The following is a 22,458-nucleotide window of genomic DNA, read 5'->3' on the forward strand; positions in this document are numbered from 1 at the left end:
TAATGTGATGTTTTTTGATGCTTATGTCAGGTTTTCAGACGGCCTAATATTTCATTCAGGTGTTATAATGGCTGTGCGTAATTAAAAGTATAGTGAGATTTAATCAATGTTGAAAGCAGAATGTCTTACCCGCAGGGGCATGTTATTGTTGTGCGTCAGTCTGTTGGCTGCATGCTCTTCTCTTCCTACTTCCGGCCCAAGTACACGAAATGTTGTTGCTTTGGGGCAACAGCCGGCTACAGTCGAAGTGCCGGAGGTGGAATTGATTGATGTGAATGGTGCGGTAGCTCAGTCGCTATATCAAGCGCAAGTTAATCAGTCATTTGCTCAGCTGGGCGATGGTACGTCATCAATAGGGGCTATCAATATAGGTGATGTGCTGGACATTACGATTTGGGAAGCTCCTCCGGCTGTGTTGTTCGGTGGGGCTTTGTCGTCTACCGGTTCGGGTAATGCGCAGCAAACGAAGCTTCCTGAACAGATGGTCAGCTCTTCAGGTACGATTTCTGTGCCGTTTATTGGCGATGTGTCTGTCCTTGGTAAAACACCGGTTCAGGTGCAAAACATTATTAAAGGCCGTCTGAAAAAAATGGCGAACCAGCCGCAGGTAATGGTGCGCATGGTGCAAAACAATGCGGCGAATGTATCGGTTATCCGTGCGGGTAACAGTGTGCGTATGCCTTTGACGGCTGCAGGCGAGCGCGTGTTGGATGCGGTGGCTGCGGTGGGCGGTTCGACTGCGAATGTTCAGGATACGAATGTACAGCTGACACGTGGCAATGTTGTGAGAACGATTGCTCTGGAAGATTTGGTGGCGCATCCGCGTCAAAATATTTTGTTGCGTCGCGGTGACGTGGTCACGATGATTACTAATCCGAGCACGTTTACGTCTATGGGTGCAGTCGGTCATACGCAGCAGATTGGTTTTTCTGTGAAGGGTTTGTCTTTGGTTGAGGCTGTGGGACGTATGGGCGGCTTGCAGGATTATCGTGCAGATGCGCGCGGTGTATTTGTATTCCGTTATGCGCCTTTATCCGAGCTGCCTCCTGAGAAACAATCTAAATGGGTTGAAAAGGGCTATGGCGATCGTGCGGAGATTCCTGTGGTTTACCGTTTGAACCTGGCAGATGCGAATTCTATGTTTTGGATGCAGCGTTTCCCTGTGAAGGATAAGGACGTGGTGTACGTATCGAATGCGCCGATGGCTGAAGTACGCAAGTTCTTGTCATTTGTGTTCTCGCCTGTGGTTAGCGGTGCGAACAGTATTAATAATTTAGTGAATTAATGGGGAAAATAATGTCTGAGCAAGTTTCTGCAAATGTGGATGTGAAACCGGAACAACCGGCTCCCGAAAAGAAAAAGACCAAAAAGTCTTGGTTGCGTAAGATTAAGCCGTTGCTTTGGGTAACGGTTATCGTGCCGACTTTGTGTTCCGGTGTGTATTACGGACTATTTGCTTCTGATCAGTTCACATCCCAGTCCAGCTTTGTGGTGCGTTCTCCTAAAAGCCAATCGTCTTTGAACGGCTTGGGCGCTATTTTGCAGGGGTCTGGTTTCTCTCGTGCGCAAGACGATATTTATACCGTGCAGGAATATATGCAGTCGCGTTCGGCTTTGGACGCGTTGCGTAAGAAAATGCCCGTTCGTGATTTTTATGAAAAAGAAGGCGACATCTTCAGCCGTTTTAATGGTTTTGGCCTGCGTGGCGAGGATGAGGCGTTTTATCAATACTACCGCGATAAGGTATCCATCCATTTTGACTCTGTCTCAGGCATTTCCAATTTGAGCGTTACATCGTTCAATGCCGGTGAATCTCAAAAGATCAATGATGCTTTGCTCAAACAGGGTGAGGTATTGATCAACCAGCTGAACGAACGTGCTCGTCAGGATACGATTCGTTATGCTCAGGAAGTGGTCAATTCGGCTGAAGAGAAAGTTAAAGAAGCTTCGGCTCAATTGACAAAATTCCGTGTTTCCAACGGTATTTTTGACTTGAAGGCGCAATCCGATGTGCAAATGGGTTTGGTGTCTAAATTGCAGGACGAGTTGATTGTCATTCAAACCCAGCTTGACCAGGTAAAAGCCGTTACGCCTGAAAATCCGCAAATTCCAGGTTTGATTGCGCGCGAGAAGAGCTTGCGTAAAGAAATCTCGCAACAAATGAAAGCGATTTCCGGCGGTGGCGAGGGTTCGTTGTCCAATCAAGCGGCGGAATATCAGCGCGTGTATTTGGAAAACGAATTGGCTGAGAAACAATTGGCTGCGGCAATGACTTCTTTGGAAAGTGCAAAAGCGGAAGCAGATCGTCAGCAATTGTATTTGGAAGTGATTTCCCAGCCGAACAAACCTGACTTGGCGCATGAGCCAAACCGTCTGTACAACATCGTGGCAACGTTTGTCATCGGTTTGATTGTCTATGGCATTGCCGTGTTGCTGTCTGCAAGTATCCGTGAGCATAAAAACTGATGAAAGAGCTACATAAAACATCGTTTTTGGAGTCGCTGCTTATCCAAAAAAGGGTAATCGGCGCACTCTTAATGCGTGAAATTATTACTCGCTACGGTCGTAATAACATTGGTTTTTTGTGGTTGTTTGTCGAACCTTTGCTGCTGACTTTGGTTATGGTGTTGATGTGGAAATTCTTCCGCATGAACAACGTGTCAGCTTTGAATATCGTGGCTTTCACGCTGACAGGCTATCCGATGATGATGATGTGGCGTAATGCTTCTAATCGTGCCATCGGTTCGATTTCTGCCAACACAAGCCTGCTGTATCACCGAAATGTACGCGTTTTAGATACCATTTTTGCGCGTATGTTGTTGGAGATTGCCGGCGCCACCATTGCGCAGGTTGTGATTATGTTCGCATTGGTCGTCATCGGCTGGATTGATGTACCGGCAGATATTTTCTATATGTTGTTGGCTTGGCTTTTGATGGCAATGTTTGCCGTTGGATTGGGGCTGGTCATCTGTTCGGTGGCGTTTCACTTTGAGCCGTTTGGCAAGGTTTGGAGTACCATCAGTTTTGTGATGATGCCTTTGTCCGGCGTGTTTTTCTTCGTACACAACCTGCCTCAGCAGTTGCAACACTATGTGCTGATGATTCCGATGGTGCATGGTACAGAAATGTTCCGTGCCGGATATTTCGGTAATAGCGTTACGACTTACGAAAATCCTTGGTATATTTTGTTGTGTAATTTAGTTTTGCTGCTGCTTGGTTTGGCGATGGTGGCGAGATTCAGCAAAGGGGTTGAGCCGCAATGATTTCAGTTGAACACGTTTCCAAACGCTATCTGACCCGCCAAGGTTGGCGGACAGTCTTGCACGATATCAACTTCAAAATGGAGAAGGGTGAGAAAATCGGTATTCTCGGCCGCAACGGTGCAGGTAAATCGACGCTTATCCGTTTGATCAGTGGCGTTGAGCCACCGACTACGGGCGAAATCAAGCGGACAATGAGTATTTCTTGGCCTTTGGCATTCTCCGGTGCGTTTCAAGGCAGCCTGACCGGTATGGACAATTTGCGTTTCATCTGCCGGATTTACAACGTCGATATCGATTATGTGAAGAACTTTACCGAAGAGTTTTCCGAGCTGGGGCAGTATCTTTACGAGCCGGTTAAGCGTTATTCTTCAGGTATGAAGGCGCGTTTGGCATTTGCTTTGTCGTTGGCGGTAGAGTTTGACTGCTATCTGATTGACGAAGTGATTGCAGTTGGCGACTCGCGCTTTGCCGATAAATGTAAGTACGAGTTGTTTGAAAAGCGCAAAGACCGTTCCATCATTTTGGTGTCGCACAGCCACAGCGCCATGAAGCAATATTGCGATAATGCGATGGTGCTGGAAAAAGGGCATATGCACCAGTTTGAAGATATGGACAAAGCCTACGAATATTATAATTCGCTACCTTAAAGCGATTGTTTTTTAAATCAGGCCGTCTGAAATTTCAGACGGCCTGTCCGTTGGAATTTTATTGATGAACATTACTCAAATTCTTTCCCAAGAACTTTCGGCTACGGCCGCCCAGTGTCGCATTGGAAAAGTTTTGAAATGGTTGGTTCATGCAATATGAAAAATTTAATCCTAAAAATTTAATGTTAATAGAAGGCACCAAATGACCAAACAATCCAATGAAATCCAAAGTATTAGCGACTTAACTCAAATTCTTAAAGAATTGGGCGAGCCAATACATGGCAAAACACGCTTCTTTCGCGGGCATGCAGTACAAACATGGCAAATTCTTCCCAGCATTTATCGTGAGCAATACTTAATTGAGAACGAAGATAAAATCATCAAAGATGCTCTAACCAACTGCCCTGATGACTTTTCACCAAATGATACGTTATTTGAGAAACTAGTTAAGTTGCAGCACTATGGATATGCCACACGATTACTGGATTTAACAACAAATGCATTGGTTGCCTTGTATTTTGCTTGTAATAAAGAAGAACATCATAAAGAGCTTGGGGAGTTTATTATTTTCGACATTCCCGATACAAAAATTAAATATGGGGATAGTGATACCGTAGCTATCTTGGCTGCACTATCCTTTCGAAATAAAGATTTTGATTTCTCAGAATATATGAGGAATTCAGATATCATTTCTAATAGAGAGATAACAGAAAAAGCTTTAGATGAGATACATCTTACAATTCAAAGAATGAAAACTCTTGAATCCCTAAAAGTACTGAACCCGGATATAGAAAAACTTCTTCAAACAAATGAGACTAAACAACTAGTTAATCTTGATACTATGAAATTATTAAACTTCAATAAACAGAATGAAGTCATCTCATTGATACATGATGTTCGTACCGACAAACCCAGTTTTCGCCCAGCTATTGAACCAGAAGATTTAACCCGCGTCCTATGTGTTCGTGCCAAACTCAACAATGACCGGATTTCTAGGCAACAAGGTTGCTTTTTACTTTTCGGTATTAATAATAAAAAATGCAATCCTGCTGAAATTCCAGATGATTGGAAACGTCTTCCAACAAAAGGAAAAAGGTTTATCGTTAGAAATAAAAGACAAATCATGCAGGAGCTCAAAGCATTCGGCATTAGCAGGCAAGTCCTCTTCCCCGAGCTCGAAAGCCAAGCTCAAGAAATCATGTCGCAATACAAGCCAAAATAACCTTTTAGGCTACCTGAGAATTTTATTTAAACAGCAGTTTGCCCCCATCAATAAGATCCCACATGAACATTACTCAAATTCTTTCCCAAGAACTTTCGGCTACCGCCGCGCAAATTAATGCCGCCATTGAGCTTTTGGACGACGGTGCGACCGTCCCCTTTATCGCGCGTTACCGCAAGGAAGCCACGGGCGGGCTGGATGATACGCAGCTGCGCCAGCTTGCCGAGCGGCTGCAATACCTGCGCGAGTTGGAAGAGCGCAAAGCCGTTGTTTTAAAAAGCATTGAAGAGCAAGGCAAGCTTTCAGACGACCTCAGGGCGCAAATCGAAGCCACCGACAACAAAACCGCGCTGGAAGACCTGTATCTGCCCTACAAGCCCAAACGCCGCACCAAAGCGCAAATTGCGCGCGAACACGGGTTGCAGCCGCTGGCGGACGTGTTGCTTGCCGAGCAGCCGCAAGATGTGGAAGCCGCCGCGCAAGGCTACCTGAACGAAAACGTTCCCGACACCAAAGCCGCGCTGGACGGCGCGCGCGCGATTCTGATGGAGCAGTTTGCCGAAGACGCGGAACTCATCGGCACGCTGCGCGACAAGCTGTGGAACGAAGCCGAAATTCACGCACAAGTCGTTGAAGGCAAAGAAACCGAAGGCGAAAAATTCAGCGATTATTTCGACCACCGCGAACCCGTCCGCGCCATGCCCAGCCACCGCGCGCTGGCAGTTTTGCGCGGCCGCAACGAAGGCGTGTTGAACATCGCGCTCAAATACCAGCCCGACGACACGCCGATTACCCAGCAAAGTGAATACGAGCAAATCATCGCCCGCCGTTTCAAGGTTTCAGACGGCCACAAATGGCTGCGCGATACCGTGCGCCTGACTTGGCGCGCAAAAATCTTTTTGTCGCTGGAACTTGAAGCCTTAGGTCGTCTGAAAGAAGCCGCCGACACCGACGCGATTACCGTGTTCGCCCGCAATCTCAAAGACTTGCTGCTCGCCGCGCCCGCCGGACGGCTGACCACGCTGGGGCTCGACCCAGGCTACCGCAACGGCGTGAAATGCGCCGTGGTGGACGACACGGGCAAGTTGCTGGATACGGTCATCGTCTATTTGCATCAAGAAAACAATATGTTGGCAACGCTGTCACGTCTGATTAAACAACACGGCGTGAAACTCATCGCCATCGGCAACGGCACCGCCAGCCGTGAAACCGACAAAATTGCGGGCGAACTGGTGCGCGGAATGCCGGAAATGGGGCTGCACAAAATCGTCGTGTCCGAAGCCGGCGCATCGATTTATTCCGCGTCCGAACTGGCGGCGCGCGAGTTTCCCGACTTGGACGTTTCCCTGCGTGGCGCGGTATCCATCGCCCGCAGGCTGCAAGACCCACTCGCCGAGTTGGTCAAAATCGACCCCAAATCCATCGGCGTGGGGCAGTATCAGCACGACGTGAACCAAAGCCAGCTCGCCAAATCGCTGGACGCAGTGGTCGAAGACTGCGTGAACGCCGTCGGCGTGGACGTGAACACCGCCTCCGCCCCGCTCTTGGCGCGGATTTCTGGTTTGAATCAAACCCTTGCCCAAAACATCGTCGCCTACCGCGATGAAAACGGCGCGTTCGACAGCCGCAAAAAATTGCTGAAAGTACCGCGCTTGGGCGAAAAAACCTTCGAGCAGGCAGCGGGCTTTTTGCGGATTAACGGCGGAAAAGAGCCGCTGGACGCGAGCGCCGTCCACCCCGAAGCCTATCCTGTCGTCGCCAAAATGCTGGCGCAACAAGGCATTACCGCCGCCGAACTCATCGGCAACCGCGAGCGCGTGAAGCAAATCAAAGCATCCGACTTCACCGACGAACGCTTCGGCCTGCCGACCATTCTGGACATCCTGTCCGAGCTGGAAAAACCCGGCCGCGACCCGCGCGGCGAGTTTCAGACGGCCTCCTTCGCCGAAGGCATTCACGAAATCAGCGACTTGCAAGTCGGCATGATACTCGAAGGCGTGGTCTCCAACGTCGCCAACTTCGGCGCGTTTGTGGACATCGGCGTCCATCAAGACGGCTTGGTACACATCTCCGCCCTGTCCAATAAATTCGTCCAAGACCCGCGCGAAGTGGTGAAAGCCGGCGACGTGGTGAAAGTGAAAGTACTAGAAGTTGATGCTGCGCGTAAACGCATTGCGCTTACCATGCGTTTGGATGACGAAGCGGGCAGTACAGCCAAAGGCAACAGGTCGTCTGAAACCCGACATCAGGAACGCCGCGACCGCAAATCCCAACACAACGACCGCGCCCCGACCAATTCGGCAATGGCGGATGCGTTTGCGAAGTTGAAGCGGTAACAGTAGTCTGAAGTGCTATTTAAAGTAAAACCGTTTTGAAACAAATAAATAAAATTAAATTGTAAAAAAAATCCCGTTTTTTTATCATATCGAAACGATATAGCAAAAAAATGGGATTTTTTTATCAATTAACCGAAAACCTAAAATGTACTCGATCGAACAATTCCCTCCCGAAGCAGACCTCGAAACGGTCCCTGTCTTGAAAAAACTGAATTCCGCCCATCGTTATCTGGCTGAATTAAAAGGTATCTGCCGCAGTATTCCCAACCAAGGCATTCTGATTAACACGCTGTCTTTGCAGGAAGCCAAAGACAGTTCCGAAATCGAAAATATCATTACCACCCATGACGAACTGTTCCGCGCAGGAATATCGGCAAGCCAGTCTAGTCCTGCCATCAAAGAAGTGCAGAATTATGCTTCAGCACTGCATTGCGGCTTCGACCTTATCCAAGAACACGGAATGCTGACCAACAATCATATTTTGACAATACAGGCCGAGTTGGAAAGCAACCGTGCCGGATTCCGCAAACAGTCGGGGACGATGCTGAAAAACGACCGTACCGGCGAAACCGTCTATACGCCGCCGCAACATACGGACGACATCATCCGCCTGATGAGCAGATTGGAAGCATTTATCAACGACGACAACACGGAAAAACCTATGACCCGCTTATCCGCATGGCGCTGCTCCATCATCAGTTTGAAAGCATTCACCCGTTTTACGACGGCAACGGCAGAACAGGCAGGATTATCAATGTGCTGTATCTGGTTTTAACCGGATTGCTGGATATTCCCGTCTTATACCTCAGCCGCTATCTGGTGCGGAACAAAAGCGAATATTACCGCCTGCTGCAACATGTACGCGATACGGGTGAATGGGAAGGCTGGTTGCTGTATATGCTGGAAGCCGTGGAACAAACCGCCAAGGACGGCATCGATACCGTGCAGCACATCCATCAGGCGATGCTGGACTACAAACATCGTATCAGGCAAAAATTCAGCTTCTACAGTCAAGACCTGATTAACCACCTATTCAACCATCCCTACACAAAAATCGATTTCCTGATGAAAACGCTGAACGTTTCTCGTCCCAGTGCCGCCAAATATCTGGACGAACTGACAGAAGGCGGGTTCCTTCACAAAGAAAAAATAGGCAGAAGCAACTACTATATCAATATTGCGCTGATGAGTATCTTACTACCAACCAATTGATAATATTTGAATTTATACAATATTAAATTAATATATTATTTACCATCATACTTGATGGCTTGCCGATATAAATAAGCGTATAGTTCCAAATATTACAAACCCATCATCACAACCTTAGGAGTTCAAACCATGAAACCTGTTTTGTTTGCCGCGCTGATTTCCTGTTTCTCCGTTGCTGCATATGCGGCCTGTACCGACAGCCAGCAACAGTGCGTGATTTATAAAAACGGCAACGTCGCGACAGAAGGCGGCTGTACGGTCAGCAAGTGCCAAAGTGCCGATGCGCAAGTGTTGAAATGGAAGCTGAAAAACGGCAAAGGCGTAACCGTTGAAATCGGTAAAAACGGTAAGGTTTTGGTGAACAAGAAACCGGGTGCGAAAGCGAACAACAGCAATGCGTCAGGCATGGGTTTGACATGCTATGCCGCCGATGCGGACAAACGCGAACAGTTCTGCTCGACCAATTATTGATTGGATTGTTGCTTTGATTAAAGGCCGTCTGAAAAGTGTTTCAGACGGCCTTGATGTTTATCCTTCCGATATTTTTTCATTGAGAAAGTCGATAAAGCTGCGCACTTTCGCACTGAGAAATGCCCTGTCGACATAGGTGGCGTTCAGTTGATCTGTCCAGATGGTGTAATCGGGCAGGAGTTGGACCAATGTGCCGTCCTTCAATTCCTGCTGAACTGCCCAAAGGGGCTGATAGCCTATGCCTGCTCCTGATTTAATCAGCTCGCGGATCATCAGTGTGTTGTCGCTGCGGATAACCGGGGAGAGGTGGAGAATGGCTTTTTCTCCGGTGTGGCGGTGGGTAATTTCCCAGTTTTGTTGACTGGTATAGGAGGGCAGGATGGCTTGGTGCTGCATGACGGCTTCGGGTGTATCGGGTGTGCCGTGTCGGGCAAGATAGTCGGGGGCGGCAAGCAGGACGAATTCGATTTTGGCCAGCGGTTTTACGATCAGCGAAGGGGAGGGGGTTTTGGAAACGCGTAAGGCGAGGTCGAAGCCTTCGGCGATGAGGTCGATATGGCGGTTGTCGAGGACGAGGTCGAGCGTGACTTTGGGATAACGCTGGCGGTATTCTGCCAACCATGCGCTCATATTACCGCCTGCAAACCACAGGGGCATGGTAACGCGCAACATACCTTGCGGCGTGTCGGTACCGCCTGCCGCTTTTTGGGCAGCGGTGTCCAAGGTATCCAGCGCGTAGCTGCACTGGCGGTAGTATTCTTCGCCTGCTTCGGTCAGATGAAGGTTGCGGCTGTTGCGGTGTAAGAGCTTGGCTTGAATGGTGTTTTCCAGATGGCTGACGTGTTTGCTGGCCATGGCGGTGGAGATATCGAGCTGATCGGCGGCACGGGTAAAGCTGCCGCTTTGAACAACTTGGCGGAAAACTTTTAGGCTAAATAGGGTATCCATTATTTCTTATTAGGAAACGTTGTATCAATAATTCGAGTATATATCTCTTACTGGGAATTATCTATACTGCACTTATTGAAATTGCTCCATACCTCTTCAGGTAGCCATTAAAATAAGGATTATTAAGATGTCAGCCCTCAAATCATTCCAACCTGTTGTATTGTCTGTCTTGCGTATTGTTGCGGCGTATCTGTTTTTGCTGCATGGTACGGCCAAGTTTTTCAGTTTTCCGATGTCTATGGGCGGTGCGCCCGAAGGCTTGATGCTGGTGGCCGGTGTTTTGGAAATTGTCGGTGGTATCTTATTGATATTGGGCCTGTTTACGCGTCCGGCCGCGTTTGTTTTGTCCGGTCAGATGGCAGCCGCCTACTTTATGGCCCACGCGTCTTCTGGTAATGTTTTGTTCCCATTGGCCAACCATGGCGAATCTGCCGTTTTGTTCTGCTTCGTGTTCCTGTATCTGGCAGTAGTCGGTGGCGGAGCGTGGGCTTTGGATAACGCTTTTGGTAAAGATAAAGATTAATTTAAGGAAAAGATCATGACTTATTCTGTTTTGCAACAAGCTGCTGAAACCCGTCGTTCTATCTATGCATTGAGCAACACCCTGCCTCTGTCCAATGAGGAAGTAACCAAAATCATCGAACACGCCGTTTTGCATACGCCGTCTTCTTTCAATTCGCAATCTGCCCGAGTGGTCGTATTGTTTGGCGAAGAACATGCCAAAGTGTGGCATTTTGTTGAAGAAGCTTTGCGTGCAATTGTTCCTGCCGAGCAGTTTGAAGCCACTGCGCAAAAACTGAACTTGTTTAAAGCAGGCGCGGCGACAGTTTTGTTCTTTGAAGATCAAGATGTTGTCAAAGGCTTGCAAGAGCAGTTCCCATCTTATGCGGCCAACTTCCCGATCTGGGCGGATCAGGCAAATGCCATGGTTCAATATGCTGTGTGGACAACATTGGCGGCTGCCGGTATCGGCGCCAATCTACAACACTACAATCCACTGCCTGATGCGGCCATTGCCAAAGAATGGAACTTGCCGGAAAGCTGGTTGTTGCGTGCGCAAATGGTGATTGGCGGTATCGCGGCTTCAGCCGGTGAAAAAGCCTTCCAACCAATCGAAGGCCGTCTGAAAGTATTTGGCGCATAAGTGAAATGATGTGTTAAACAAAGGGCGCGATGTTTGCGCCCTTTTTGAAATAACAAAATTAAAAAGGCCGTCTGAAAACAGTTTCAGACGGCCTTTTATCTATGCCATAAAATCAACCGCGGCGCCAAGTCGTACCGCCGGCGTTGTCTTCCAGAATGATTTTGTGTTCGTTCAGAAGGTCGCGGATACGGTCGGATTCCGCCCAGTTTTTATCCGCACGTGCCTGTTTGCGGCGGGCGATTAAATCTTCGATTTCTTCGTTGGAGAGGCTATTAGGATTGATTTTAAAGTAATCTTTATAAGTCAATTTGATTGGGTTTCCTTGCCGCCAAGTCGTACCGCTGGCGTTATCTTCCAAAATAATGTTATATGTATCCAAGAGCAGGTTGCGGATGCGGTCAGACTCTATCCAGTTTTTATCTGCGCGTGCTTGTTTGTCTTGCTCAATCAAATCTTCGATTTCTTTTTTGAAAAGATTGTCTGAAGCCGCACCACCTTGCAAGAACTTGATTGGATTGCGTTGCAGCAGGCCGATGATGCCGCCCAAGGCTTTCAGACAGCCCGCAAGGTGCGCATCATTAGTCTTGTTTACTTCACTGGCAAGTTTGAACAATACAGCAATGGCTTCGACCGTGCCGAAATCGTCGTTCATGGCGGCGTAGAAGCGGCGGGTGTAGTCGTTAGCGTTTTCAGATAAATCAAACTCAGCCGCTGGTGTGTTTTTCAAGGTTGTGTACAGGCGTGTCAACGCACCTTTTGCGTCGTCCAAATGCGCGTCGGAGTAGTTCAACGGGCTGCGGTAGTGGGCGCGCAGGATGAAGAAGCGCACGACTTCCGGGTCATATTGTTTCAACACTTCGCGGATAGTAAAGAAGTTGCCCAACGATTTGGACATTTTTTCGCCGTCCACACGGATGAAGCCGTTGTGCAGCCAGTATTTGACGTGGCTGGCGATGCTTTGACCGTGGTGGGTTTGCGCGTGGTCGTGGCCGCAGGTATGTCCTGTCGCGCCGACACTTTGGGCGATTTCGTTTTCGTGGTGCGGGAACTGCAAGTCCGCACCGCCGCCGTGGATATCGAAAGTATCGCCGAACAGGTTTTCACTCATGGCAGAGCATTCAATATGCCAACCCGGACGGCCGTTACCCCAAGGGCTTTCCCATGCAGGTTCGCCTGCTTTGGCCGCTTTCCACAATACAAAATCAAGCGGATCGCGTTTGAAACCGTCCACTTCTACACGCTCACCTGCGCGCAGGTCGTCTAGCGATTTGCCCGATAATTGGCCGTAAGCGGCAAACTCGCGCACGGCGTAGTAAACGTCGCCGTTTGAAGCAGGGTATGCCTTGCCGTTTTGAATCAGGGTTTCAATCATGGCAATCATCTGCGGAATGTTTTCTGTTGCCTTCGGCTCAATATCCGGACGCAACACACCCAAAGCATCGGCATCTTCGTGCATAGCCTGAATGAAACGCGCAGTCAGTTCGCCGATGGTTTCGCCGTTTTCAGCCGCGCGGGCGATGATTTTGTCGTCGATGTCAGTGATGTTGCGCACATAAGTGAGCGGATAACCGCACTCGCGCAACCAACGGGCAATCATGTCGAACACAACCATCACGCGTGCATGGCCTAAGTGGCAATAGTCGTAAACAGTCATACCGCAAACGTACATACGCACGTTTTTAGGATCGATGGGGGAGAAGGGTTCTTTTTGGCGGGTAAGGGTGTTGTAGATGGTGGTCATGGGATTATGGATTGATCTTTGTTGCTCGGATGATGATTGCTGTTCTGTTCCTGTAGATACAGACTAAGGAATATCACACGGTTGCCCGTTATTAATATGGTTGATATTCGTGAATATTGGTTTTGCATAACAATTCTCAAATGTTTTTGTAAACTTTGATGTTTTAAACCTATCTTTTAATAAGGCTACATCTAATGAAGAAGGAGAAAGTTTACTTTTACTAGGCATTTCAATATGAAGAACTATTTTTATTTCGTTGCAATTTAAGGCTAAGTGAGCAAAATCTTTTTCCTCCTGCTTTTCTGCTTTAAATTTAGCGGAAACCAATCCTGCTAATGAATCTCGAACTTTTCTTGCGATTAAATATGGTAGGTCAGATAATTTTTCATCTATTGATTGAGCATTTGGCTTAGACTCAAGTTGGTAATAATCTTTGATTTCAATTAGCCAAAGTGTCGATTCATGAAGAGCTATTATATCTACACCTGAGCTGCCACTATCGTTATCCACACTTTGATCTATCCCATTTTTCCCTTTTTCATTTGTATCAATTTTGTTACGTAAATTACAACTGTTCTGAAAAATTTCATAATGTTCCCAATCGTCATATTTGGTAGCACAGTAATCTTCAGGAAAAGTAAAAGTTAATCTCTTTTCTTTGATTATGGTCATAATCTAACCTCAAATATTCAGATACCTGTCTGCCTGCATAATGCTTTCATCTAACAATATCAATGTGTCCAAATCATTAATGCTGTCCCCTTGTTCTACTTTTGTTCCATCATCGGAAGCAACCAATGAGAAAAAACGTACAGGTAAATCTGTTTTATTTTCAAAATTCAAAAGTTCCAATTCTCTCAATAGGAATAAAGAGTGTGTTGCAATAAAAACCTGAATACCTTGTTGGGATAAAGACCAAATAATACGGGCAGCCACTTTGATCAATTTAGGATTCAGATTAGCTTCTGGTTCATCCCAAAATAGATAACCTTTATCTAGCAATGCCCCTGTTGCGATTAATCTGGCAATCATGACAAATTTACGTAAACCTTCTGCTACAAGAGGTGCTTCGATTGTTCTGTTGCTGCGATGGGGTCTTAAATAAAAACGGCCTTGTTTTTCTAGAACAGAACCATCCATTGCTTTTTCAATTTGGGAAAGTAAGTCTTTAATACGTTCATTGTCTTTTAATAATGGAGCAGTTAAGAGCTTACAAGTATCAAACCATGTTTCTTCAAATGGGATACTGTTTGTTAAATATAAAGATACAAACCAAGGGCATAAAGTGATGAGTTCCCTGCTTGGTATAAATATTGGTAATTCAGAATAGCTATTAATTAATTTTTCTATAACAACTTTTTTACTTGCCGTATTTGAAAATTTGATATGATAGTATTCTTCATTCAGTAAGGTTAATTTAATATTTGCTTTTTTAGAGTTTAAAGGGTTATCCCCTGTATTAGAATTTTCCTCATAATCCAAATCATTTTCAGTTTTAGATTTTTTCATCAGTATTTCCAAGGCACGTCTATTCGCATCAAGTTCCTCGATGATTCCCTGAAGGCCAAGAGCTTTTTTTACCAAACTACCTAAAGAATCTGGACGGAATACATTAATTAATTTGTTTGCAAATTGCGTTTCCAAATTGGTTTTCGAAAGTTCATTGTTGGGATTGGAGGTAACTTCCAATAGGCTATAAATCAGTTTAAGTAAATGACTTTTCCCACAACCATTCTCAGCCATAATTACATTTAATTGTGGAGAAAATTCAAAATTTGTATTCGGTAAGACGCTGAAATTTTCCAAATTTAAAGATTTAACAGCTTTACTTTTGCTCATAGATTAATCTCTCAATTTTTTAATATACTGATAGTTTGCTTGAAAAAGATAATATCTTCAGGCGCTCTATAGGGATAATAAATTTACTCCGGCTTAAACACGCCAGTATCCGTTTTAGGCTGCTGCTCGGCAATCTCGGCTTTTGCCGCTGCCTGCTCCGCTTCTGTTTTTTCGGCTTCGATGCGTTTTTTCTCGGTCAGGTATTGGTTGATTTGGTGTACCAATTCCTGCGTGCCTTGGTGGGTCAGGGCGCTGATTTGAAAGAGGCGCGGAGTTTCCATGTCGAATTGGAAGCGGTCGTCTGGTTTCGGATAGTCCCAGCCGATGGCTTCGAGGAAGGCGGCGCTACGCGCTTGGGCTTCTTCTTCATCAAGCATGTCGAGTTTGTTCAGCACCAGCCAGCGCGGTTTATCGTAGAGTTCTTCGTCGTATTTGCGCAATTCATTGATGATGGCGAGGGCTTCTTCGGCGGGGTTGACGGTTTCGTCGAAGGGCGCCAAATCGACAACGTGCAACAGCAGGCCGGTGCGCGATAAGTGTTTGAGGAAGCGGTGGCCTAGGCCTGCGCCTTCTGCCGCGCCTTCAATCAGGCCGGGGATGTCGGCCATGACGAAGCTGTGGTTTTCGTCGATGCGCACGACGCCTAAATTCGGATGCAGGGTGGTGAAGGGGTAGTTGGCGATTTTGGGGCGTGCGGCGGATACGGCGGTAATCAGGGTGGATTTACCGGCGTTGGGCATGCCTAACAAGCCGACATCGGCGAGGACTTTAAGCTCAAGTTGCAGGGAGCGGGTTTCGCCTTCTTCGCCGGGGGTGGATTGTTTGGGCGCGCGGTTGACGGAAGATTTGAAGTGGATGTTGCCCAAGCCGCCTTTGCCGCCCTTGGCGAGGCAGACGCGCTGGCCGTGGTAGGTGAGGTCGGCGACGATTTCGTCGGTGTCGAGGTCGCGGATAAGGGTGCCGACGGGCATTTTGAGGACGATGTCGTCCGCACCTGCGCCGTAGCGGTCGGAACCGTGGCCTTTTTCGCCGTTTTTGGCTTGGTAGCGTTTGACGAAGCGGTATTCGACGAGGGTGTTGGTGTTTTCATCGGCTTCTGCCCAAACGCTGCCGCCTTTGCCACCGTCACCGCCGTCAGGGCCGCCTCGGGGTACGAATTTTTCGCGGCGGAAACTGGTTGCGCCATTACCGCCTTTGCCTGCGGCGACTTCGATTTTTGCTTCGTCGATAAATTTCATGATGTTCTCTTATGGGTATTCGGTTGTTTCAGACGACCTTTGTTGATAGAGGAGCTTGGTGTCTGAACGGATAAAATGTTGCTTATTATAAAGGATATTTCGGTTTTAGGCCGTCTGAAATATGGTTTCAGACGGCCTTGGATTTATTGGGCGAGGGCTTGGTCGATTTCTTGGTAGAGTTGGGTGAAATTGGGTTCGCCAACGTAGGTTTTGAGGATGTTACCGTTTTTGTCGATCAGGACAGAAGTCGGGTAAACCTGTGTGCCAAAGGCTTTTGCGGCAGTTTTGTCGGCATCGTACATGACGGTGAAAGGAAGGCCGTATTCTTTGACGTACTGATGGACGCTCTCAATAGGGTCGATGGGCTGGGCAATGCCGAGGACTTGGAAATTTTTGCCTTGATAATCTTGGGCGGTTTTGATGATTTTAGGCATCTCGCTCACGCAGCCGGGGCAGGAGGGAAACCAGAAGTTAATGAGGGTAACTTTGTCTTTTAAATCGGCGTTGGTAATGGTTTTGCCTTGCAGGTCGGGCAGGGCGAAATCAGGGGCGGCTTTGTTGCTGGGGATAAGGACGAAGGCAAGAAGCGCGCCAATCGTGGCAACGACAAGGAGTGTGAGTATTTTTTTCATGATGTGAGGCTTTGAATTGCGTGTGCTAAGGTTTGGGGAACGCTGATGCTGCGGCCGCTTTTGCTGCTGACGGGCATAAGGGTAACTTCGGCTTCGATGGCGGCTTTGCCGTTGGGCAGGGTCGCGGTTTGGCTGAGGATGATGTGGCGTGTGCCAATGTCTTTCAGACGGCCTGTAAAGGTTAAAACATCGCCTTCAAGCGACGGGCGGCGATAGCGGATATCAACGCGTGCAACAACGAGCATGATGCCTTCGAGTTCGGACAGAAGCTCATGCTCTTGGAAAAACGTCCAGCGCGCTTCTTCGAGAAATTCGAGATAGCGCGCATTGTTGACGTGGCCGTAGCCGTCGAGATGGTAGTTGCGGACGGTCAGTTTCATCAGTTGAGATTGATGGGTTGGAACTCTTCGCGTGCGATTGGTTCGTGTTCGAGGTCGGTAATTACGGTGGAGAGTTGGATGTCGAACCATTCGTTGAAAATGTCGGCGTCCAAATCCGGCCATTCGCTTTCGTCTTCGCACCAGTCGGCCAATTCGGCAGCAAAAATGTCTTCGAAACGCGCTTCGATTTCATCCCATACTTCGTCGGCGGTTTCGCACGGGCGAACGAGGTAAGAATTGGCATCGGCTTGGATGTCTTCAAGCGTCAGGCCATCCAAGTGATTGCCGGGTAGGGATTTTAGCCAGTTCCAAAAAGGATCGAGGGGGATAAGCAGGAAGACGCTGCGGTTGACTTCGTACATGGTGTTTTCCTTGGTTTCTGTATAGTTGAATGATATAGCAAAGGTGGGGGACTGGCTATCTTTTGGGGGATAAAGGCCGTCTGAATTTCAGACGGCCTTTATTTTTGGAAACAATCAGGGATTTTCTGATGGTGTTTGATACAGAGTTTGAGGATTGGCTGTATCGGGGATTTCTGCTGGAGCGGATTGGGGTGCTACCGGTTCGGAAGTGGCATTGCTGTCCACCAAGTCATCAATGTCGATATTGTCGTCTTCGCTTTGAGGGAGCGTGCCGCCGGTTTGTTGGGTGCGGACTTTCATGTAAAGGTCGCGTGTGTAGCTGTATTTGTCGATGGCTGCACCTTCGAGGCTGTCGGTCAGGTCGAGGAGCTCTTCGCGGGTGTTGATGGCTTGCTGGCCGGTTGTACCCCAGCGTCCTGCGCTGGTGTGGAAGATGGCATTTTTAACCGGATAGACGGTGGTAATGGCGTTGCCGACGGTATCGCGTACGGTAGACGGGCCGAGCAGGGGGACGACGAAGTAGTTGCTGTTTTTCCAGCCCCATGAGGCGAAGGTGTCGCCGAGGGTGTTTTTATTGCTGGGTACGCCGCCTGCACCGGCTACGTCGATTAAACCGCCAAGGCCGAAGGTGGTGTTGATGCCGACGCGGACGAGGTCTTCGCTAGCGCGTTTGATGTCAAGGCGCAGCACGTTGCTGCCGAAGCTGACAACATCGCGCAGGTTGTTGAAGAAGTTGCTCACGCCGGTACGCACCGGTTTGGGCGTTACTTTGCGATAGCCGCGTGCTACAGGGGAAAGGACGTATTTGTCTGCTTTGTCGTTGAACTTGGAAACGGTGCGATTGTAGCCTTCGTAAGGGTCGGCCGGATTGCGTTCGGCAAGTGCGGGAGCGGAGGCAAGGCTGATGATGAGGCAGAGGGAAGCGGTGGTTTTTTTCATGATTGCAACCAGTCTTTGATTTCGTAAAGTTCGGCCAGTGCGCGGACGGAATCGGGAATGTTTTGAATGGTCGGTTTTTTGTCTGTCCGGCGCAGAGCGTTGAGCAGCAGGGAAACGCAGGCGGAATCTGCTTTGCCTACTTGGCTGAAGTCTATGCTGTCTGTTTCTTTCAGACGGCATTGTTGTTCGTAGCGCGCAAAGGCGGAGGCAGTCAGGGTTTTGACGGTAACGTCGCCGCTGATGTAGAGCGTGCCGTTGCGGATTTCTGTTTGCATGGTGTCTTTATGATGTAAGGCACCATGCCGTCTGAACATCAGGCGGCATGGTGCGGGGGTGGATTATTTACCGCCGTTTTTGGCTTTCAAGTCGGCAATCAGACCATCAATACCTTTGGCTTTGATGGTTTCGCCGAATTGGTTGCGGTATACGGTAACCAAGCTTGCGCCTTCGACTGCGACATTGTATGCGCGGTATCTGCTGCCGCTTTGGTAGGTGGTGAAGTCCATGTTGACCGGTTTTTGGCCGGAAACGTTGATTTCGGCGCGGACAACGATTTCTTTACCGCCTTTGTTTACGACCGGGTTGTCTTTGATGTTGACCTTGGCGTTTTTGAATTTCAGCATGGTGCCGGAGTAGGTGCGGATCAGCAGGGTTTGGAACTCTTTGGTCAACGCTTGTTTTTGTGCGTCAGTCGCAGTGCGCCACGGATTGCCGACGGCCAAAGCGGTCATGCGTTGGAAGTCGAAGTAAGGGATGGCGTAGGCTTCAGCTTTTTGGCGTGCAGTGTTGGCGTCGCCGCTGTTGAGGATTTTCAGCACTTGAACGGAGTTTTCACGGACTTGGTTGACTGCGTCGGCAGGAGAGGCAAAGGCCATGCTGATGCTCAATACGCCGATGCTCAATGCGCTGATGAAGGAAGTTTTTTTCATGGGAGTGTCCTGAATATTGAGTGGATATGTGTTTATTGTTTGTTTTGACCGGCAGATTCACCATCTGCGTTTTTCTCGGCAAAGCTGGTCATGAATTTGCCGATAAGGTTTTCCAAAACCATGGCGGAGCTGGTGACGGTAATGGTGTCGCCTGCCGCCAAAGAATCGGTATCGCCACCTTGTTGCAGGCCGATGTATTGTTCGCCCAACAGGCCTGAAGTCAGGATTTGTGCGGAAACGTCGCTGCTGAACTGATATTGGCTGTCCAGATTGAGGGCGACTTTTGCCTGATAGGATTTAGGGTCGAGCTGAATGGAGGCAACGCGGCCGACCAGTACGCCTGCGGATTTGACCGGAGCGTTGGTTTTCAAGCCGCCGATGTCGCTGAAATCAGCATAGACGGTGTAGGTTTGTGATGATTTGCCGAACGATTGTCCGCCGGCGGCGCGGAAGGCGAGAAAGCCGATAGCGGCCGCGCCCAGTAAGACAAACAGTCCTACCCAAAATTCCAAAGCATTTTTTTTCATGTGCTATTGTCCTTGTTTCATTCTTTTTAAGTGTCGTTTCAGACGGCCTTCAGTCGGTAAACATCCATGCGGTCAAAATGAAGTCGACAGCGAGGATGGTCAGGGCGGAAGACACTACGGTGCGTGTACTGGCGCGCAAAATACCTTCGGAAGTCGGTACGCAGTGAAAACCCTGATGTACGGCTATCAGCGTAACGGCTACGCCGAAAGCGGCGGATTTGATTAAGCCGTTGAGTACGTCGTAATGGAAGGTAATGTTGTTTTGCATTTGCGACCAGAAAATACCGCCGTCCAAACCCAGCCATTCGACGCCGACCAAATACGCGCCGTAAATGCCGGCAACGTTGAAAATCGACGCCAGCAAAGGCATGGAAAACACGCCCGCCCAAAAGCGCGGCGCAACCACGCGTGCCACGGGGTCGACCGCCATCACGTTCATTGCTTCAAGCTGCTCGGTGGTTTTCATCAAACCGATTTCGCTGGTCATGGCACCGCCCGCGCTGCTGGCAAACAGAATAGCCGCCAATACGGGACCCAATTCGCGCAACAGGGAAGCGGCAACCATATAGCCCAAAATATCGGCGGATTTGAATTTTGCCAGCTGCGTATAGCCTTGCAAGCCCAATACCATGCCGACAAACAGGCCGGAGACGGCAACAATCAGGACAGACAACACGCCTGCAAAGTAAACCTGGCGGATGCTCAGGCGCGGTCGGGTAAATGCCGTGCCTGATTTGGCCAGGATATGCAGGAAAAACAGCGTAATGCTGCCCAGCGATTGGATGAAGCCGAGGGTTTTTGCCCCGACGGAACGGATAAAATTCATAGGTTTCAGTTGATTGGTTAAATGGTTTTCAGACGGCCTTGTTTAAGCTTCAGGCCGTCTGAACATCAGCCCAGCAAGTCTTGTTTTAAAGTCGTTTGCGCCGGATAGCGGTATGCGACGGGGCCGTCTGCCAAACCGCCGACAAACTGGCGCACCCAAGGCGAGTCGAGTTCGCGCATTTCTTTGGGCGAGCCGGAGAACATGATTTCGCCGTGTGCCAAGAAAATCACTTGATCGACGATTTCCAGCGATTTTTCGATGTCGTGCGTTACCATCACGCTGGTGGAGCGCAGGGCTTTGTTGGCGCGGCTGATGAGGTGGGCGATGACGCCCAGCGAAATCGGGTCGAGGCCGGTGAAAGGTTCGTCGTACAACATGATTTCAGGGTCGAGCGCAATCGTACGCGCAAGGGCGACGCGGCGCGACATACCGCCGGAAAGTTCGGAAGGCATCAGGTTTTCAACACCGCGCAAACCGACTGCATTCAGTTTCAGCAATACTAAATCGCGGATGACCGCTTCGGGCAAATCCGTCAGCTCGCGCATGGGGAAGGCGATGTTGTCGAAGACGGATAAGTCGGTGAACAATGCGCCGTGTTGGAACAAAACGCCCATGCGGCGGCGGTGTTCGTACAGCTCCTGCGCCGAAAATGCAGCTAAATCGCGCCCTTCAATCAGCACTTTGCCCGATTGCGGGTGGATTTGCCCCGTAATCAGGCGCATCAGCGTGGTTTTACCGCTGCCTGAACCACCCATTACGGCGGCGAAATTGCCTTGTGGAATGCTGAAGTTGATGTTGTTCAGAATAGGACGGTCGCCATATGCGAAGGCAACGTCTTTCATTTCGATGAAGGGTGTGGAACTCATGCAGGAGAGGGGTGTCAAAAAATGTATTTTAATTACGGGTATTGTAAAGGGTATTGGATATTCGGGCAATTTTCAGACGGCCTGCGCTTAGGAATAACGGGTAAAAACGTGTGAAAGAATGCAGAAGCGTTGGTGGTACGGTCGTTTTGTTGCGTGTTGTGTCAAACATACAGACGGCTGTGTAGGTATATTTTGTATAGAAATACAAAAAAACAACTGAATCAAATCCAATAAAAATATTTTTATCATCAAATATCAATACTTTTTTTGGGGGCGCTTATACAGGACACGGCTAATCCAATATCTATTGAATTCTTTGTGAAAAGAAAGAATAAAACATCAATAAATCTTCTTTCCTCTCTCTTGTAGAATAATATATTTCTTTAATTTTGTTATTTGCTCCACGCCTAAAGCGTCCTGTTGGTCCATATATTTCACCCGTTTCATCCATATAGTTTCAAGTTTAGTGGGATACGGACTTAGCTAATGGGCTTGAATCAACGAATAGAAGGAACTCCTCCATTTTTAGAAACAAATATAGGCCAATTTCCAATAATAGATTTGTTTATATCCATTGTTTCTAAATATTCTTTTGACTGATATGGGAAAACCCACCCATCATCATTTTCTCGTACATGAGATTCAACTATTAACAATGAAATTCCCATTTCTTGCTCTATTTGACTTAAAAAAGATACTGCGATTTTCTTTGCTTCTTGATAAGTAATTACCATGGAAATACCCCAAATTGAAAATGTTTGAAGATAGCAAAATTGACTTCTCCTCCTTTTTGTATTTGCCCATCAATATACCTTTTTGGATAATTGCACTTTATGGCCTGCTGGATCGATGGCGTTAAACAAAGGCCGTCTGAAACGGTTTTTCTGTTTTCAGAAGGCCTCTTAGCTCAAACCTTGAGAACCGCATGCGTGCGTT

26 protein-coding genes and 1 pseudogene are annotated in these 22,458 nt (G+C 48.3%); 11 read left to right on the plus strand and 16 right to left on the minus strand.

From position 1 onward, the window contains the following. The first annotated feature begins 106 nt into the window (after positions 1-106). From HMPREF2865_RS06750 to HMPREF2865_RS06785, 9 genes are all read left to right on the plus strand, one after another. Entirely contained in the window at positions 107-1,285 is a 1,179-nt protein-coding gene (locus HMPREF2865_RS06750) for a polysaccharide biosynthesis/export family protein (RefSeq protein ID WP_070646517.1), read from the plus strand. A gap of 11 nt (positions 1,286-1,296) precedes the next feature. Next, positions 1,297-2,466, plus strand: a complete 1,170-nt coding sequence (locus tag HMPREF2865_RS06755) for a capsule biosynthesis protein (RefSeq protein WP_070646518.1) — start codon at positions 1,297-1,299, stop codon at positions 2,464-2,466. Next, complete coding sequence (locus HMPREF2865_RS06760) at positions 2,466-3,263, plus strand: ABC transporter permease (protein WP_070646519.1); 798 nt, start codon at positions 2,466-2,468, stop codon at positions 3,261-3,263. Before HMPREF2865_RS06755 ends, HMPREF2865_RS06760 begins: the two co-directional genes overlap by 1 nt. After that, positions 3,260-3,910 (plus strand): ABC transporter ATP-binding protein, encoded by a 651-nt coding sequence (locus HMPREF2865_RS06765; RefSeq protein WP_036492188.1) that lies wholly within the window; start codon positions 3,260-3,262, stop codon positions 3,908-3,910. The genes HMPREF2865_RS06760 and HMPREF2865_RS06765 overlap by 4 nt, the downstream gene beginning before the upstream one ends. A gap of 202 nt (positions 3,911-4,112) precedes the next feature. Then, positions 4,113-5,132, plus strand: coding sequence for an FRG domain-containing protein (locus HMPREF2865_RS06770; protein WP_063076743.1), 1,020 nt, complete (start codon positions 4,113-4,115; stop codon positions 5,130-5,132). Between the two features lie 62 nt (positions 5,133-5,194). Next, positions 5,195-7,468, plus strand: coding sequence for a Tex family protein (locus tag HMPREF2865_RS06775; protein ID WP_070646520.1), 2,274 nt, complete (start codon positions 5,195-5,197; stop codon positions 7,466-7,468). A gap of 145 nt (positions 7,469-7,613) precedes the next feature. Then, positions 7,614-8,243: a Fic/DOC family N-terminal domain-containing protein gene (locus HMPREF2865_RS12375; protein WP_283120649.1), complete on the plus strand. Its 630-nt coding sequence runs from the start codon at positions 7,614-7,616 to the stop codon at positions 8,241-8,243. Next, positions 8,147-8,680 (plus strand): Fic family protein, encoded by a 534-nt coding sequence (locus HMPREF2865_RS12380; RefSeq protein WP_283120650.1) that lies wholly within the window; start codon positions 8,147-8,149, stop codon positions 8,678-8,680. Before HMPREF2865_RS12375 ends, HMPREF2865_RS12380 begins: the two co-directional genes overlap by 97 nt. 129 nt (positions 8,681-8,809) lie before the next feature. Further along, positions 8,810-9,151 (plus strand): hypothetical protein, encoded by a 342-nt coding sequence (locus tag HMPREF2865_RS06785; RefSeq protein WP_003683849.1) that lies wholly within the window; start codon positions 8,810-8,812, stop codon positions 9,149-9,151. A gap of 57 nt (positions 9,152-9,208) precedes the next feature. Here HMPREF2865_RS06785 and HMPREF2865_RS06790 read toward each other — a convergent pair whose 3' ends face one another. Beyond that, a complete protein-coding gene (locus tag HMPREF2865_RS06790; protein WP_070646521.1) occupies positions 9,209-10,099 on the minus strand; it encodes a LysR family transcriptional regulator in 891 nt (296 codons plus the stop codon). A gap of 127 nt (positions 10,100-10,226) precedes the next feature. On the opposite strand from HMPREF2865_RS06790, the gene HMPREF2865_RS06795 reads away from it, so the two are divergent. Further along, entirely contained in the window at positions 10,227-10,622 is a 396-nt protein-coding gene (locus HMPREF2865_RS06795) for a DoxX family protein (RefSeq protein WP_049335799.1), read from the plus strand. Positions 10,623-10,637: 15 nt separating this feature from the next. Beyond that, positions 10,638-11,243 (plus strand): nitroreductase family protein, encoded by a 606-nt coding sequence (locus tag HMPREF2865_RS06800; protein ID WP_049335801.1) that lies wholly within the window; start codon positions 10,638-10,640, stop codon positions 11,241-11,243. Positions 11,244-11,355: 112 nt separating this feature from the next. Here the strand turns inward: HMPREF2865_RS06800 and cysS are convergent, their stop codons facing one another. The 15 genes and pseudogenes from cysS to HMPREF2865_RS11690 all read right to left on the minus strand — a co-directional run bounded on the left by cysS (position 11,356) and on the right by HMPREF2865_RS11690 (position 22,256). Further along, entirely contained in the window at positions 11,356-12,984 is a 1,629-nt protein-coding gene (cysS, locus tag HMPREF2865_RS06805; RefSeq protein WP_168163635.1) for a cysteine--tRNA ligase, read from the minus strand. A gap of 63 nt (positions 12,985-13,047) precedes the next feature. Next, entirely contained in the window at positions 13,048-13,656 is a 609-nt protein-coding gene (locus HMPREF2865_RS06810) for a cysteine--tRNA ligase (RefSeq protein ID WP_070646522.1), read from the minus strand. 9 nt (positions 13,657-13,665) lie between these two features. After that, complete coding sequence (locus HMPREF2865_RS06815) at positions 13,666-14,823, minus strand: AAA family ATPase (protein ID WP_070646523.1); 1,158 nt, start codon at positions 14,821-14,823, stop codon at positions 13,666-13,668. Positions 14,824-14,906: 83 nt separating this feature from the next. Further along, the gene (gene obgE / locus HMPREF2865_RS06820; protein ID WP_070646524.1) at positions 14,907-16,061 is read right to left on the minus strand and encodes a GTPase ObgE; all 1,155 of its coding nucleotides are present in this window, start codon (positions 16,059-16,061) and stop codon (positions 14,907-14,909) included. 143 nt (positions 16,062-16,204) lie between these two features. Further along, on the minus strand, positions 16,205-16,693 hold the full coding sequence (locus HMPREF2865_RS06825) for a peroxiredoxin family protein (protein WP_004519060.1): 489 nt from the start codon (positions 16,691-16,693) through the stop codon (positions 16,205-16,207). Beyond that, a complete protein-coding gene (locus tag HMPREF2865_RS06830; RefSeq protein WP_070646525.1) occupies positions 16,690-17,073 on the minus strand; it encodes an acyl-CoA thioesterase in 384 nt (127 codons plus the stop codon). The genes HMPREF2865_RS06825 and HMPREF2865_RS06830 overlap by 4 nt, the downstream gene beginning before the upstream one ends. After that, a complete protein-coding gene (locus HMPREF2865_RS06835; protein WP_003681812.1) occupies positions 17,073-17,435 on the minus strand; it encodes a hypothetical protein in 363 nt (120 codons plus the stop codon). The genes HMPREF2865_RS06830 and HMPREF2865_RS06835 overlap by 1 nt, the downstream gene beginning before the upstream one ends. Positions 17,436-17,549: 114 nt before the next feature. After that, positions 17,550-18,374, minus strand: a complete 825-nt coding sequence (locus tag HMPREF2865_RS06840; RefSeq protein ID WP_070646526.1) for an MlaA family lipoprotein — start codon at positions 18,372-18,374, stop codon at positions 17,550-17,552. Continuing rightward, a complete protein-coding gene (locus tag HMPREF2865_RS06845; protein ID WP_036493932.1) occupies positions 18,371-18,649 on the minus strand; it encodes an STAS domain-containing protein in 279 nt (92 codons plus the stop codon). Before HMPREF2865_RS06845 ends, HMPREF2865_RS06840 begins: the two co-directional genes overlap by 4 nt. A 63-nt stretch (positions 18,650-18,712) precedes the next feature. Beyond that, complete coding sequence (locus tag HMPREF2865_RS06850; RefSeq protein ID WP_049332874.1) at positions 18,713-19,303, minus strand: MlaC/ttg2D family ABC transporter substrate-binding protein; 591 nt, start codon at positions 19,301-19,303, stop codon at positions 18,713-18,715. 32 nt (positions 19,304-19,335) lie between these two features. Then, on the minus strand, positions 19,336-19,830 hold the full coding sequence (gene mlaD, locus HMPREF2865_RS06855) for an outer membrane lipid asymmetry maintenance protein MlaD (RefSeq protein ID WP_003748012.1): 495 nt from the start codon (positions 19,828-19,830) through the stop codon (positions 19,336-19,338). A 49-nt stretch (positions 19,831-19,879) separates the two neighbouring features. Next, positions 19,880-20,656 carry a lipid asymmetry maintenance ABC transporter permease subunit MlaE gene (gene mlaE / locus HMPREF2865_RS06860; RefSeq protein WP_049344968.1) on the minus strand — a complete coding sequence of 259 codons (777 nt, stop codon included), beginning with the start codon at positions 20,654-20,656 and terminating at the stop codon, positions 19,880-19,882. Between the two features lie 65 nt (positions 20,657-20,721). After that, positions 20,722-21,522 carry an ABC transporter ATP-binding protein gene (locus HMPREF2865_RS06865; RefSeq protein ID WP_070646527.1) on the minus strand — a complete coding sequence of 267 codons (801 nt, stop codon included), beginning with the start codon at positions 21,520-21,522 and terminating at the stop codon, positions 20,722-20,724. A gap of 189 nt (positions 21,523-21,711) precedes the next feature. Then, a pseudogene (locus HMPREF2865_RS12475) lies at positions 21,712-21,906 on the minus strand (hypothetical protein); the annotation flags it as partial. Positions 21,907-22,019: 113 nt separating this feature from the next. Beyond that, complete coding sequence (locus tag HMPREF2865_RS11690; RefSeq protein ID WP_081456507.1) at positions 22,020-22,256, minus strand: YrhB domain-containing protein; 237 nt, start codon at positions 22,254-22,256, stop codon at positions 22,020-22,022. Positions 22,257-22,458: the final 202 nt, after the last annotated feature.

This window comes from Neisseria sp. HMSC073G10, from assembly GCF_001812605.1.
Lineage (GTDB): Bacteria > Pseudomonadota > Gammaproteobacteria > Burkholderiales > Neisseriaceae > Neisseria > Neisseria subflava_A.